15 protein-coding genes are annotated in these 15002 nt (G+C 47.3%); all 15 read left to right on the forward strand.

Annotated elements, in window-relative coordinates; all coding sequences use genetic code 11:
• The first annotated feature begins 257 nt into the window (after positions 1 to 257).
• The 15 genes from hisG (at position 258) to hisH (ending at position 14999) form a co-directional block, all read left to right on the forward strand.
• On the forward strand, positions 258 to 1121 hold the full coding sequence (hisG, locus tag HHL16_RS21020) for an ATP phosphoribosyltransferase (RefSeq protein ID WP_169427304.1): 864 nt from the start codon (positions 258 to 260) through the stop codon (positions 1119 to 1121).
• A gap of 10 nt (positions 1122 to 1131) precedes the next feature.
• Positions 1132 to 2406 carry a histidinol dehydrogenase gene (gene hisD / locus HHL16_RS21025; protein WP_169427305.1) on the forward strand — a complete coding sequence of 425 codons (1275 nt, stop codon included), beginning with the start codon at positions 1132 to 1134 and terminating at the stop codon, positions 2404 to 2406.
• A gap of 24 nt (positions 2407 to 2430) precedes the next feature.
• Positions 2431 to 3483 (forward strand): histidinol-phosphate transaminase, encoded by a 1053-nt coding sequence (gene hisC, locus HHL16_RS21030; protein WP_169427306.1) that lies wholly within the window; start codon positions 2431 to 2433, stop codon positions 3481 to 3483.
• Positions 3484 to 3538: 55 nt separating this feature from the next.
• Positions 3539 to 4813, forward strand: a complete 1275-nt coding sequence (locus HHL16_RS21035; protein WP_169427307.1) for a PQQ-dependent sugar dehydrogenase — start codon at positions 3539 to 3541, stop codon at positions 4811 to 4813.
• 23 nt (positions 4814 to 4836) lie between these two features.
• The gene (locus tag HHL16_RS21040; protein WP_169427308.1) at positions 4837 to 5301 is read left to right on the forward strand and encodes a c-type cytochrome; all 465 of its coding nucleotides are present in this window, start codon (positions 4837 to 4839) and stop codon (positions 5299 to 5301) included.
• Positions 5302 to 5344: 43 nt separating this feature from the next.
• Positions 5345 to 6484, forward strand: a complete 1140-nt coding sequence (gene hisB / locus HHL16_RS21045; protein WP_169427309.1) for a bifunctional histidinol-phosphatase/imidazoleglycerol-phosphate dehydratase HisB — start codon at positions 5345 to 5347, stop codon at positions 6482 to 6484.
• A gap of 561 nt (positions 6485 to 7045) precedes the next feature.
• On the forward strand, positions 7046 to 7582 hold the full coding sequence (locus HHL16_RS21050) for a hypothetical protein (protein ID WP_169427310.1): 537 nt from the start codon (positions 7046 to 7048) through the stop codon (positions 7580 to 7582).
• 214 nt (positions 7583 to 7796) lie between these two features.
• On the forward strand, positions 7797 to 9215 hold the full coding sequence (locus HHL16_RS21055) for an anthranilate synthase component I family protein (RefSeq protein ID WP_169427311.1): 1419 nt from the start codon (positions 7797 to 7799) through the stop codon (positions 9213 to 9215).
• A gap of 20 nt (positions 9216 to 9235) precedes the next feature.
• Complete coding sequence (locus HHL16_RS21060; RefSeq protein WP_169427312.1) at positions 9236 to 9814, forward strand: aminodeoxychorismate/anthranilate synthase component II; 579 nt, start codon at positions 9236 to 9238, stop codon at positions 9812 to 9814.
• Positions 9815 to 9856: 42 nt separating this feature from the next.
• A complete protein-coding gene (trpD, locus tag HHL16_RS21065) occupies positions 9857 to 10849 on the forward strand; it encodes an anthranilate phosphoribosyltransferase (RefSeq protein WP_169427313.1) in 993 nt (330 codons plus the stop codon).
• A 15-nt stretch (positions 10850 to 10864) separates the two neighbouring features.
• A complete protein-coding gene (trpC, locus tag HHL16_RS21070; RefSeq protein WP_169427314.1) occupies positions 10865 to 11656 on the forward strand; it encodes an indole-3-glycerol phosphate synthase TrpC in 792 nt (263 codons plus the stop codon).
• 48 nt (positions 11657 to 11704) lie between these two features.
• Entirely contained in the window at positions 11705 to 12334 is a 630-nt protein-coding gene (locus HHL16_RS21075) for a phosphoribosylanthranilate isomerase (RefSeq protein ID WP_169427315.1), read from the forward strand.
• Between the two features lie 32 nt (positions 12335 to 12366).
• Entirely contained in the window at positions 12367 to 13560 is a 1194-nt protein-coding gene (trpB, locus tag HHL16_RS21080) for a tryptophan synthase subunit beta (protein ID WP_169427316.1), read from the forward strand.
• Positions 13561 to 13602: 42 nt separating this feature from the next.
• Positions 13603 to 14370, forward strand: coding sequence for a tryptophan synthase subunit alpha (gene trpA / locus HHL16_RS21085; protein ID WP_169427317.1), 768 nt, complete (start codon positions 13603 to 13605; stop codon positions 14368 to 14370).
• A 29-nt stretch (positions 14371 to 14399) separates the two neighbouring features.
• Positions 14400 to 14999 carry an imidazole glycerol phosphate synthase subunit HisH gene (hisH, locus tag HHL16_RS21090; RefSeq protein ID WP_169427318.1) on the forward strand — a complete coding sequence of 200 codons (600 nt, stop codon included), beginning with the start codon at positions 14400 to 14402 and terminating at the stop codon, positions 14997 to 14999.
• Positions 15000 to 15002 lie beyond the last annotated feature (3 nt).

Raw genomic sequence — 15002 nt, forward strand, 5'->3', positions numbered from 1 at the left:
GTGTGTGTTACTGTAAAATACGGCAATATCGCAGCATCACTTACGAACGGCTGTTAAAATCCTCGCAAAAAAATATTTTGCAGTTCACATTCAGGTGTTACCTTTGCTCCACATTATGTTACAAAACACACATATCCATCATCATCATACTTACCGAGAGGTAGGCCAGTGATGTTGTGTATATGTACCAACAATATTCAAAGGGCTTACCACACGGTGAGCCCTTATTTTTTTGCTCATACTCCAAACACATAAAAATGGATCAGACAAAACTGCGAATCGCCATTCAGAAATCAGGCAGGCTCTACGAAGATTCAGTGCAACTGCTGAAAGAATGCGGCATCGACCTTCGCAATGTAAAAGACAGGCTGAAGACCGAATCTGATAATTTTCCGCTGGAAGTTTTCTTTCTCCGTGATGATGATATTCCTCAATATGTGGAAGATGGCGTAGCCGATATAGGCATCGTAGGCGAAAACGTACTGCTCGAAAAGAACAAACAGGCAGTGGTAGTGGAGAAACTGGGCTTCGGAAAATGCCGCCTCTCGGTTGCCATCCCCCGTGCCATGGAGTATGAAGGCGTGAAATCTTTGCAGGGCAAACGCATCGCAACCAGTTATCCTTTCCTCGTAAATAAATACCTCACCGATAATGGCGTGCAGGCTGAAATGCACGAGATCAGCGGATCAGTGGAGATCGCTCCCGGCATTGGTCTCGCAGATGTGGTGGCCGATCTCGTGAGCAGCGGATCAACCCTCTTCATGAACGGATTGAAAGAAGTGGAATCGATTCTGCAATCGCAGGCCGTTCTGGTAAAGAACAATAGCCTCGCACCTGCGCAATTGCAGCTGCTCGATAAACTGCTCTTCCGCATCCGCGCCGTGAAGAAAGCCAAGCGCAACAAATACGTGCTGCTCAACGCACCGAACGAAAAGCTGAAAGATATCATTTCATTACTGCCGGGTATGCGAAGCCCAACAGTTCTTCCGCTTGCAGAACCCGGATGGAGCAGCGTTCACAGCGTACTCAGCGAAGACACTTTCTGGGACATCATCGAAGCCCTGAAATCAGCCGGTGCCGAAGGCATTCTGGTAGTACCTATCGAAAAAATGGTGATCTAAAAACTGCACTATGAAATTATACCGATACCCGGAACAATCAAGCTGGAAGGCGCTGCTGCAGCGGCCTGTAGCTGATGCTGTTTCGTTAACACAACGTGTACGAACTGTATTGGACGATGTGAAGCAGAACGGAGATGCAGCAGTAAAACACTACACCAAACAATTCGACAATGTGGAGCTGAACACCGCACTGGTGTCTGCTGCTGATTTTGAAGAAGCAGAACAATCATTGTCCGAAGAACTGAAGCAGGCTATTCTCACTGCAAAGAATAACATTGTTTTATTCCATGAACAACAAATATCCCAACCGGTAATTGTGGAGACCATGCCCGGTGTGCAATGCTGGCGAAAGTCGGTAGGCATCGAGCGGGTAGGGCTCTACATTCCCGGCGGATCTGCCCCGCTTTTCTCTACCATTCTGATGCTGGGCGTTCCGGCTGTGCTGGCTGGTTGCCGCGAGATTGTGCTCTGTTCGCCTCCTGATGCTAATGGTAAACTGCATCCTGCCATTTTATTCGCAGCCAAAATTGTAGGCGTTACAAAAGTGTTCCGCATCGGTGGCGTGCAGGCTATCGCAGCAATGGCTTACGGAACAGAAACTGTTCCTTCGGTGTACAAGATTTTCGGTCCGGGTAACCAGTATGTTACCTGCGCCAAACAACTGGTGCAGCAGGAAGGACTGGCCATCGATATGCCCGCAGGTCCCAGCGAAGTAGCGGTTTTTGCTGACGATACGGTTCCTGCAAGTTTCATCGCAGCTGATCTGCTCAGCCAGGCAGAACACGGAGCAGACAGTCAGGTTTTGCTGGTAACCTGCTCCGAAAAACTCATCGGAGAAGTGGAAGCAGCTGTTGCTGAACAACTCGCACAACTGCCACGAAAAGACATTGCAGCACAAGCACTGACGCACAGCAAACTGATTCTGATGCGCGATGAAACTTCTGCCATGGATCTGCTCAATGAATATGCAGCAGAACACCTTATTCTCAGCTGCGCCAATGCTGCTGAACTTGCAGAAAAAGTGATCAATGCAGGATCTGTATTCCTCGGAAACTATTCTCCGGAAAGCGTTGGAGACTATGCCAGCGGCACCAATCACACGCTTCCCACCAATGGATATGCACGAGCCTACAGCGGCGTGAGCGTGGATAGTTTCGTAAGAAAGATTACCTTCCAGCAATTAAGTTACCAGGGGCTGCAAAGCATCGGCAGCACTGTAATTCAGATGGCAGAAGCAGAAGGGCTGCAGGCACACGCCAATGCAGTGAAAGTAAGATTGCAATAATTGAATTCTATCAATCAAAAGATCATGAGTTTTAATCTCGATAATCTCGTTAGACCGAATATCAAAAATCTCGTTCCCTATTCATCCGCACGCGACGAATTCAAAGGCAGCGCAAGTGTTTATCTCGATGCCAATGAAAACGCTTACGGTTCACCACTCACCAAATGGTACAATCGTTATCCCGATCCTTTGCAGTTGCAGGTGAAGAGCAAAATCAGCGAAGTGAAAGGTGTTCCGATGGAGAATATTTTCCTCGGCAATGGCAGCGATGAATGCATCGATATTCTCATCCGCGCATTCTGCGAACCGGGAAAAGACAATATCATTATTTGTCCGCCTACATACGGCATGTACGAAGTAAGCGCCAATATCAACGATGTGCAGATCAGGAAAGTGCCGCTCACACCTGAGTTTCAGCTCGATCTCCCTGCCATCGAAGAAGCTGTGGACGACAATACAAAAATCATCTTCCTCTGTTCTCCCAATAACCCTACGGGTAATTCACTCGATCGTGAAGACCTCGAAATAATTCTCAACAACTATTGGGGTATTGTGGCGCTCGACGAAGCCTATATCAATTTCTCCCGCTTCCGCAGCTTTACGCAGGAGCTTGCAGATTATCCGCAGCTGGTAGTGATGCAAACACTCAGCAAAGCATGGGGACTGGCAGCGCTTCGTCTCGGACTGGCCTTCGCTTCCGAGGAGATCATAGGTGTGATGAATAAAATAAAACCGCCGTACAATATCAACCAGGCATCGCAGGATCTTGCACTGAAAGCACTGGAAGAAGTAGGGATGGTGAACGATATGATCCGCGAGATCGTAAGTCAGCGCGGCATGCTCGAAAAAGAGCTGGCGAAGCTGCCTGTTGTACAAAGAATTTATCCCTCAGACGCCAACTTTCTGCTGGTGAAAGTAACAGATGCCAAAGGCATCTACAACTACCTGCTCGAAAAAGGAGTGGTGGTGCGCGATCGCAGTGGCGTTACCCTTTGCGAAGGCTGCCTCCGCATAACCGTTGGAACTGAGGCGGAAAATAAAGCCCTATTGGCATATTTGCAAAGTTACTTGGCATAAATAGCTTAGTCTGGCCAAATCATTTAATTTAGAGACGTACATAAAAGTCTTCAAAATGAATGCGATAATCAAAATGCTGCCGGTAGCCCTGTTATTGTCCGTGCAGACCCTTGCCAACGACTCAACTGTGGTGAAGAAAAAAATCATCAAAGAAGAGAATGGAGGCATCACGCTTCCCAAAGGTTTCAAAGCTGTAGTAGTGGCTGATAACCTTGGAACAGTGCGTCATATCGTGGCCCAGACCAATGGCGATATCTATGCAAAGCTCGATCGTGTAAAGAATGGAAAAGGCATCCTTCGTCTCCGCGACACCAACAAAGATGGTGTGGCAGATGAGATCCTCGGATGGGGCAACTACAGCGGAACAGGCATCACCATCAAAAATGGTTATCTCTATGCATCGTCCAACACAGATGTGTATCGTTACAAACTCGACGATAAAGGAGATGTGATCGATACTGCCAATGCTGAGAACATCGTAACGGGGTTGATCAACCGCAGAACACATAACACCAAATCCATCGTGCTCGACAATGATGGAAATATCTATGTGAACATTGGCGCTCCGTCCAATGCATGTCAGCTCAGCGACCGCACCGTGAACTCTCCCTCGATGGACCCATGTCCGCTGCTCGATTCAACCGGCGGCATCTGGCAGTTCAAAGCCGACCAGAAAGGGCAGAGCTACCACAACGGCATCAAATATGCCACCGGCATCCGCAACGTAGTGGGCCTCGACTGGAACCAGACCACCAATCAGCTCTACGCCATGCAGCACGGCCGCGACCTGCTGAACACGCTCTTCCCAGGCATGTACAACGAAGAGCAGAGTGCAGAGCTTCCTTCGGAAGAATTGCTGCGCATCAAAAAAGGCGACGACTATGGATGGCCATATTGCTACTACGATCAGTTCCAGAAGAAAAAAGTACTGGCTCCTGAATATGGTGGAGATGGAAAGAAATTGGGAAGATGTGCGGACAAATCTCAACCTATCTACGGATTTCCCGGACACTGGGCGCCGAACGCATTGCTGTTCTACACCGGCAACCAGTTTCCTGAAAAATATAAGAATGGCGCATTTGTGGCTTTCCACGGATCATGGAACCGCGCACCACGTCCGCAAAACGGCTACTTTGTAGTATTCCTTCCATTCAAAGACGGAATGCCTGGCGGAGATTATGAGATCTTCGCAGACGGATTTGCCGGAGAAAAGATCGATCCGAAAAATGCACGCTTCCGTCCATGCGGACTGGCACAGGGACCCGATGGATCGCTGTACATTTCCGAAGACAAAAAAGGAAGGATCTGGAAAGTATCTTACAACAAATAATTACGAACCTGAAAACTTACAAAATGAAAAGATTATTCTTTGCAGGAGTGGCAGGTATCGGATTGTTCTTCCTGAGTGCATCTTATCGTAATCCAGATCAGACGAAGCCCAAACAAACCAAACCTGCACAAACAAAGCAGGCAGCCATTTCAAAGAAAACGCTTGCCGATGGCAAGAAGATCTACGATACGTACTGTCTCGTTTGCCATCAGGCAGATGGAGGAGGCGTTCCGCGCCTCAATCCACCATTGCAGAAAACAGAATTTGTGCTGGGCGATAAAACCAGACTGATCAACATCGTGCTCAAAGGCATGAGTGAAGAAGTGGAGATCGACGGAGAAGTATACGACAACAATATGAGCGCTCACGCCTTCCTTACGGATCAACAGGTGTCTGATGTGCTCACTTATGTGCGCAATAATTTTACTAACAAAGCCAGTGCGGTTACACCCGCTGAAGTAAAGGCTGTTCGTGCAAAGCTGAAATAATTCAATAAGGGTCAGCTTGCCGGATCAGTATTTTTAAGTTGCTATGAAAAGGATTTTATTTATAGATCGCGACGGCACGCTCATCAATGAAGCGCCGCCTACTTATCAACTGGACTCATTCGACAAGCTGACCTTCTATCCCAAAATGTTCGAATACATGGGGAAGATCGCCAGAGAAATGGATTATGAACTGGTGATGGTCACCAATCAGGATGGACTCGGCACGGATGCCTTTCCTGAAGACACTTTCTGGCCGCTGCACAACCTGGTGATGAAGAGCCTCGAAGGCGAGGGCATTCGTTTCAGCGCTGTGCATATCGACAAATCATTCCCGGCAGAAAATCTTCCTACCCGCAAGCCCGGAACGGGCATGCTCACGCAGTATCTCAACAATCCGGCTTACGATATCGAAAATTCGTTTGTGATCGGAGACCGCATCACCGATGTGCAACTCGCCAAGAACCTTGGCTGCAGGGCCATCTGGCTGAATGAAGATTCAAGCCTTGGTGCGGCAGAGATCAGCGATAAAGTGGCTGAACTGCAATCGGTGATTGCACTTGAATCGATCGACTGGGCGGAGATCTATTCTTTCCTGAAACTCGGATTACGTCAGGTATTGCACGAACGCAATACGAACGAAACGCAGATCAAGATCGAACTGAATCTCGATGGCAGTGGCAAAGCAAAGATCATGACCGGCCTCGGTTTCTTCGATCATATGCTGGAGCAGATTGCACGGCATGGAAAATTAGACCTCACAGTTCGTGCAAACGGAGACCTGCATATCGATGAACATCACACAATAGAAGATACAGGCATTGCACTGGGTGAAACATTCGCGCAGGCGCTGGCAGATAAACGCGGCATGGAGCGTTATGGATTTGCATTGCCGATGGATGATGCAGAAGCAAAAGTGCTCATCGATTTCGGAGGAAGGAACTGGATTGTGTGGAATGCAGAATTCAAGCGCGAATACGTAGGGGATATGCCTACGGAGATGTTCTATCATTTCTTCAAATCGTTCTCCGATGCAGCGAAATGCAATTTGCAGATAGAGTGTCATGGAGATAATGAGCATCATAAGATCGAAGCGATCTTCAAGGCATTTGCGAAGGCCATCAGAATGGCGGTGAAACGCGATCCGATGAGCAATTATCTGCCGAGTACGAAGGGGGTGTTGTAGGGTCAATAAGCAGAAACACATATCTGAAATAGAAAAAATACTTATCCAGATATTCTGACCAAAAGACGTCAAACTACTTGATCTAAATAAAGATGAGTATTGAGCATGTATCATATACTCATCTTTTGGATATTAATAAAAGGTGGATTTTGTCTTATTAAAAGGTTTTTTTTATACCAAGGTGAAGAAGTAAGAATCCTCCCAAAGCCCAAATAGCCTCCGAAAAAAGATTTATTAATATGTTCCATATTGTTTCCACGAAACATTTGTAACTATATGAAGATACCAAATTTCAAGGCATTTGCGAAAATGGTAAAGTTGGCGGTGAAGTAAAATCTTGTACACGATTAGATGCGAGTAGGAAGGAGAAAATTCCCAATTGTAACAGATTCAGTTGGATCGAATCCAAAATTATTGTGAGTTTTGATTATCATAGATTGATATTTATAGATAAATATCAATCTTTCTACGCTTGTAATTCGATTTATATCCAGTACTTTGAATTAATACTTGTTGATTTTGGTTATTGTTTTCTGATTAGCAGTAATAAAATTAACCAACATGAAAAAAACACTTCTCATTACTGCAGTTTTGATGTTTTCGATCATTACCTTGAACGCACAGCAAAGCCCAAAAGAAAAGGAATCAACTGAAAAATCTAAACTTGAGGCATTCAGTTTAAAAACAGGAAGCTTAATAAAAAAAGAGTTTAAGACCCTCGGAACAGTAAAAAAGGTAGAAATAAAAACTCTTATCTTAACAGATGTGCTTTCTGATTCAAAAATTTCTGGAATAAAACTCGAGACCTCTGTTTACAAAAGTTATGGTTCTACAACCAAAAGCTGTTTTCTGGATTCTGACGAGATAGAAGCATTTCTCAAATCGGCTAACTACCTTATGAGTTCAATTGGTTCTCCTGGGGAGTTGTATTCTGAATTTCAGTTTACCAGTAGGGATGGATTTCAAGCAGGATGTTATAAGGAGAAAGACATTTGGAAATATTTTATCAAACTGGAAAAGTATGATGGAGATTCTTACGTTTTCCTTGATAAAGATGACTTTCAGAAGCTTATTGATACTATCCAATCAAAAGGGTAAGAGAACTTAACTCAAAATAAATTTGGTGATTCCTACTCAATCCCTACTTTTGCACTATGACATTTCAAGTAATAAACAAACAGTGGTGGTGGCATACAAACTCTATTCGGGGCTTGTAATCCACTATTGTTGTTTATTATAACACCATATTAGAAGGGCCTCGATGTACAATCGGGGCCCTTTTTCTTTTTCCCAAATACCTGAAGTCTCACTAATGAAAAAAATTACAGTTCAAACGAAATGCAAGAAAATGCTGGCGGATGTTTATACGCCGGTGGGGATCTACCTCAGGCTGAGAGACAGGTTCCGTGATACTGTGCTCCTCGAAAGCACCGATCACCACTCCGCAGAGAACAGTTACTCCTTCATCTGCATCAATGCCATCGCCGGCATGCAGATCAGCTCCACCAAAGAACTGGAACTGAAATATCCCAACAAGAATCCCGAAACACTACCTATCAAAAATGTGCAGGATGTACCTAACATCCTCTGGGACTTCATGCAGAACTTCACCATGCAATCCAACGAAGTGAAAGAAACCCGCTTCGCACAGGGACTGTACGGTTACACCACTTTCGATGCAGTGCAATTCTTCGATACCCTGAAACTGAAATCGGCGAACGAAACTCCTGCCATTCCTTTCATGCGTTATCGCCTGTATCAATACGTGATCGTTATCAATCACCATAAAGATGAACTCTTCCTCTGCGAGAATCTGGTAGACGGGCTCGAAAGCGATGTGAACGCAGTGGAAAGCCTCATCCGCAGTAAAGATGTTCCTGTTTATCCGTTCAAAGCCGTTGGTACCGAAACTTCCAATATGGACGATGAAAGCTACCGCAGCATGGTGAACGAAGGCATCCAGCACTGCTTCCGCGGCGATGTATTTCAGATAGTGCTCAGCCGTCGTTTTCAGCAGCAGTTCATCGGCGACGAATTCAATGTATACCGCGCACTCCGCTCTATCAATCCTTCTCCATACCTCTTCTTCTTCGATTACGGCGATTACAAACTGATGGGCTCTTCACCGGAGTCTCAGATTCTGATCAGCAATGGCAAGGCTGTTGTACATCCGATTGCAGGTACATTCAAACGTACCGGCGACGATGAAACCGATCAGAAAGCAGCAATGGATCTGCTGAAAGATCCGAAGGAGAATGCAGAGCATGTGATGCTGGTCGATCTCGCGCGCAACGATCTCAGCAGAGTATGCGACGATGTAACTGTAGCTCACTATCGCGAAGTGCAATACTACAGCCACGTAATTCATCTGGTAAGTGAAGTAAATGGAAAGGTTCGTGAGAATGCCAATCCTTTTGAACTGATGGCAAAAACATTCCCTGCGGGAACGCTCAGCGGTGCGCCAAAATTCAAAGCCATCGAACTCATCGACGGGCTGGAACCCACCAGCAGAAGCTATTACGGCGGAGCCATCGGATATATGGGCTTCGACGGAAGCTGCACGCATGCCATCATGATCCGCAGCTTCTTCACCAAAAACAACACACTCTACTATCAGGCAGGCGCCGGAGTGGTTGCTGCGAGCAAGCCCGAAAGCGAATTGCAGGAAGTGAACAACAAACTCGGTGCACTCAAAAAAGCCATCGTGTTTGCAGAAGAGATCGCACAATAAAAACTTTTAAAAAATTCCTTGTGAAAATATTAGTATTCGATAATTACGATTCATTCACCTACAACCTGGTTCATCTCGTTGAAAAGATCCTGCACCAGCGCGTAGACGTAGTTCGCAACGACCAGATTCCGCTGGAAAAAGTGAAAGACTACGATAAGATCATTCTCTCTCCGGGTCCCGGTATTCCCAATGAAGCCGGACTGCTGCTGCCGCTGATAAAAGAATATGCTCCCAGCAAATCGATACTGGGCGTATGTCTCGGCCATCAGGCCATCGGCGAAACCTTCGGCGGAAAACTGGTAAACCTCAGCACAGTGTATCATGGTGTGGCCACACCGGTGAACATTACCGACAGAGGAAGAAAGGGAATGGATCTCTTCGAATCATTGCCCGATACCATTGAAGTTGGTCGCTACCATTCATGGGTAGTGAGCGATGAAAATTTTCCGGCAGAGCTCCTCATCACTGCACGCGATGAGAAAGGATATGTGATGGGATGTCAGCACAAAACCTACGATGTACAGGGTGTGCAGTTCCATCCGGAGAGTGTGCTTACTCCGCAGGGCGAAACCATCCTCCGGAACTGGCTGAAAAAGTAAACCCGGCACAAACCCCATTTCTGAATCAGTGAACAGTTTACAATGAAAAAGATCTTAGAATTATTATTCGCACATAAATCCCTCAGTCGTGCTGCAGCCAAAGAAGCGCTGGTGAATATCGGCAAGGGAATGTACAACGAGCATGAAGTAACTGCGTTCATGACTGTGTATCTCATGCGCAGCATCACCATCGAAGAGCTGCAGGGCTTCCGCGATGCACTGCTTGAACTCTGTGTGCCTGTTGATCTCAACGGACACGAAACCATCGATATCGTTGGTACCGGAGGTGATGGCAAGAACACTTTCAATATCTCCACGCTCAGCTGCTTTATTGTAGCGGGTACAGGTCAGAAAGTGGCCAAACACGGCAATTACGGCGCAAGCAGCATCAGCGGTGCATCCAACGTGATGGAGCAGCTGGGCTACAAATTCAAAAGCGACAAAGACAGCCTGAAACGCGAAGTGGAAGAAACCAATATCTGTTTCCTGCATGCACCATTGTTTCATCCTGCCCTCAAAACCGTAGGGCCGATCCGCAAGAACCTGGGCATCCGCACCTTCTTCAATATGCTCGGACCGATGGCCAATCCCGCTTCTCCGAAATTTCAGCTGGTAGGCGTGTACAGCCTCGAAATGGCACGCATCTACAACTATCTGCTGCAACAATCCGGAACAGCATTCACCATCATTCACGGCCTCGACGGATACGACGAGATATCCCTCACCAACGATACCAAAGTGATCACCAACAAGGGCGAGCAGATCATGACGCCGGAGCAACTTGGCAAGCGCGCTGTAACGCCTGCAGATATCTACGGAGGAAATTCGGTGGAAGAAGCTGCCAAACTCTTCGTTAAGATATTGAAGGGAGAAGGAAGCTGGGCACAACATGCAGTTGTGCTCGCCAATGCCGCCATGGCGCTGCATTGCACAGGAACACACAAAACCTACGATCAGGCATATGCCGCAGCGGTGGAAAGCCTGGAGAGCGGTAAAGCCTATTCGACATTCCAAAAACTCATTGCGCTGCAATAGCGAAAACCTTTGCACATGAATATCCTGGATACAATAATTGCACATAAAAGAATGGAAGTAGCGGAGCGCAAAGCAGCCACACCTGCCAGCGCTCTGGAACGCTCGGAATTATTCAAAAGAAAGGTGTTTTCCCTGAAAGAATTCCTGCTCGATGATGCTCGTACGGGCATCATCGCGGAATTCAAAAGAAGATCACCCTCCAAAGGACTGATCAACGGAAACGCAGACGTGGTAGGTGTTACAGGCGCATACGCGAAACATGCTTCGGGCCTCAGCGTACTCACCGACGAACAGTTCTTCGGTGGTGTTACTGCAGATCTGATGGCTGCGCGCATCAATCAGATTCCCATTCTTCGCAAGGATTTCATCATCGATGAATATCAGATACTCGAAGCACGCGCCATGGGCGCCGATGTGATTCTCCTGATTGCGGCCTGCCTCACGCCCGCAGATGTAAAACGGTTGGCTACCTTTGCTACTCAGCTCGGACTCGAAGTGTTACTGGAACTTCACGACGAAGAAGAGCTCGCCCATATCTGCGATGAAACGGTTTTGGTCGGCATCAACAACCGTAACCTCAAAACCTTCAAAGTGGATATCGAACGCAGCCTCGCCATGGCAAAGAAAATCCCCGACAACCGGGTAAAGATCGCAGAGAGCGGAATCAGTTCTGTAGACAATATCCTGCTCTTCCGCAACAACGGTTTCAGAGGATTTCTGATCGGAGAGAACTTTATGAAAGAATCCGATCCCGCCATTGCTTTTGAAAACTTTGTACAGGAGCTGAAAGCGGCATCAGCACTGTAGTTCAGATTGCTTGCCGGATACACGCTTAACACTTAAAATCTGAACAATATGAGAGTAAAAGTATGCGGCATGACCCAGCCAGACCAGGTGGAGAAACTGGCGGACCTCGGCGTTTCGTTTGCGGGATTCATTTTCTATCCCAAAAGTCCGAGGTATGTGTTCAAACACATGACCACCACGCAGATCCGCAAGGAGAATCGTCTCAACAAAGTAGGCGTTTTTGTAAATGCCCCCATTGAAGAAGTGCTCCATATGGTGGATGAATGCCGGTTGCATCTTGTACAGCTTCATGGCGATGAACCACCCAAGTACTGCGAGAAACTCGCCGATTACGTAAGCGTGGTAAAAGCCTTCAGACTCAGCGATAACGACAGTGTGGAATGGATGATCCGGCCCTATCAGGATGTCTGCGATATGTTTCTCTTCGACACCATGGGCGCAGGATACGGGGGCACAGGAAAAAAGTTCGACTGGAGCGTGCTGAAAAATACCGACATCGGAAAACCATTCTTCCTCAGCGGAGGCATCGAACCCGGTGATGAAGAACAACTCAGAGAGTTCGAAAAAGAACCCGCTGCAAAAGCACTTTTCGCGCTCGATATCAACAGCAAATTCGAAACCAGTCCGGGTTTCAAAGACCTCGACAAAGTGGCTGAATTTGTAAATAAGATGAAATAAAAAATATCAGTTCATAAATAATCGGATGGATCATGGCAACAACAATTTATCAGCAACCTGATGCACAGGGATACTACGGAAAGTTCGGCGGCGCATACATCCCCGAAATGCTGCACCCCAATGTGGAAGAGCTGCGCAAACAGTATCGCAGCATCATTACCAGCAAAGACTTCAAAGATGAGTATCAGGCCCTGCTGAGAGATTATGTAGGACGTCCAACGCCGTTGTACTTCGCATCGCGCCTGAGCGATCAGTACAACACCAATATCTACCTCAAACGCGAAGATCTATGTCATACAGGTTCACACAAACTCAACAATGCGTTGGGACAGATCCTGCTGGCACAGCGGCTCGGAAAGAAACGCATCATTGCCGAAACAGGAGCCGGACAGCACGGCGTAGCAACCGCCACTGTATGCGCACTCAAAGGCATCGAATGCATCGTGTACATGGGAGAGAAAGATATTCAGCGTCAGGCTCCGAATGTTGCCCGCATGAAGATGCTCGGCGCTACTGTGATTCCCGCTGTCAGCGGCAGCAAAACGCTGAAAGACGCTACCAATGAAGCAATCCGCGACTGGATCAACAATCCCATCGATACGCATTACATCATCGGATCGGTGGTAGGTCCACATCCTTATCCGGACATGGTGGCCAGTTTCCAGAGTGTGATCTCCGAAGAGATCCGCAAGCAACTGAAAGATAAAACCGGCAGCGAATTGCCCACGCATGTACTCGCCTGTGTAGGTGGAGGAAGCAATGCTGCTGGCGCCTTCTATCATTTCACGGAAGAACAATCCGTGAAGCTGGTAGCAGTGGAAGCTGCGGGTCATGGGGTAGACTCCGGCATGAGCGCCGCTACAACACGCCTCGGGAAACCCGGTGTACTGCATGGCAGCAAGAGTCTTGTAATGCAAACAGAAGATGGACAGGTGGTAGAGCCACACAGCATTTCAGCCGGACTGGATTACCCAGGCATTGGACCACTGCATGCAAATCTGTTCGATAGCGGCAGAGGCACCTTCCTCAGTGCAACGGACGAAGAAGCGGTACGCGCAGCTTTCAATCTTACGCAGCTCGAAGGCATCATTCCCGCACTGGAATCATCCCATGCACTGGCAGGTCTCAATCAGGTGGCATTCAAAAAAGATGATGTAGTGGTGCTCTGTCTCTCCGGAAGAGGAGATAAAGATATGGCCACTTACATGCAGGCAATGGGAGTATAACAGTCACGGACATACTATTTCTGAAAACCGGAATCAATTATCATGAGCAGGATACAATCACTTTTCAATACAAAGAACAAACAGGTACTCAATGTGTACGTTACAGCAGGCTATCCGCAGCTGAACAGCACACTCACCATCATGTCGGCACTGCAGAAGAGCGGCGCTGATCTCATTGAACTCGGTATGCCGTACAGCGATCCGCTGGCCGATGGCCCTGTGATCCAGGCCAGCAGCACCATCGCATTGCAGAATGGCATGACCATCAAAACACTGTTTGCACAGCTTAAAGACTTCCGCAATACCATTCATGTGCCGGTAATTCTGATGGGCTACATGAACCCCATATTGCAGTACGGATTCGAGAAGTTCTGTGCGGATGCAGCAGCAGTGGGCATCGACGGACTGATACTTCCGGACCTTCCGGAGTTCGAATTCGAATCGGAGTACGGAGCCATCATCAAAAAGTACAATCTCGATTTTATATTCCTTGTAACGCCTGAAACAAAACCGGAGCGTGTACAGCGATTGGATAATCTCAGCACAGGTTTCCTGTATGCAGTATCATCCAGTTCCACCACGGGTAAAGATCAGAACATGGATGCAGTGAATGCTTACCTGCAACGACTGCAATCGATGAACCTGAAAAACCCAGTGCTGGTAGGTTTCGGCATCAAGGACAAAGCCAGTTTTGAAGCGGCTTCAAAATATTCCAATGGAGCCATCATCGGAACGGCCTTTATCAAAGCGCTCGAAGGAGCAACCGATGTTACGGCCGCTACCGAAGCCTTCATCAAAACTGTAAAATAATTTTACCTGACATTCAGAAAATAAACACCGTGGAATTAGCCATCGTAAAATACAATGCAGGAAATATCCAGAGCGTATTGTATGCGCTCGAAAGGATCGGCGCAACAGCTGTGGTCACCGATGATCACGAGCAATTGCGCAAGGCGGATAAAGTGATCTTCCCCGGAGTGGGAGAGGCCAGCAGCGCTATGCGTTATCTGCAACAGCATGGCCTCGATACAGTGCTGAAAGATTTGCAGCAGCCCGTACTCGGCATCTGTCTTGGCATGCAGCTCATGTGCGCATACAGCGAAGAGAACAATACACCATGCCTTCGCATCTTCGAGGAAAAAGTAAAACATTTTGAAAGTGTGACCACTGCTGAAGGCCCGCTCAAAATTCCGCAGATCGGCTGGAACAATATCTGGAGCCTGAAAACAGACCTCTTCAAAGGTGTGCCTGAAAACAGCTTCACGTATTTTGTGCATGGATACTATGCAGCGCTCGGTGAACATACCATTGCCACCACCACTTATGGCCATAGCTACAGCTCTGCGTTGCATCGCGGCAATTTCTACGGCGTGCAGTTCCACCCGGAGAAAAGTGCAGCTGTTGGCGAAACAATTCTGGGAAACTTTTTGAAACTTTAATCA

It is taken from the genome of Pseudoflavitalea sp. G-6-1-2, from assembly GCF_012927185.1.
Lineage (GTDB): Bacteria > Bacteroidota > Bacteroidia > Chitinophagales > Chitinophagaceae > Pseudobacter.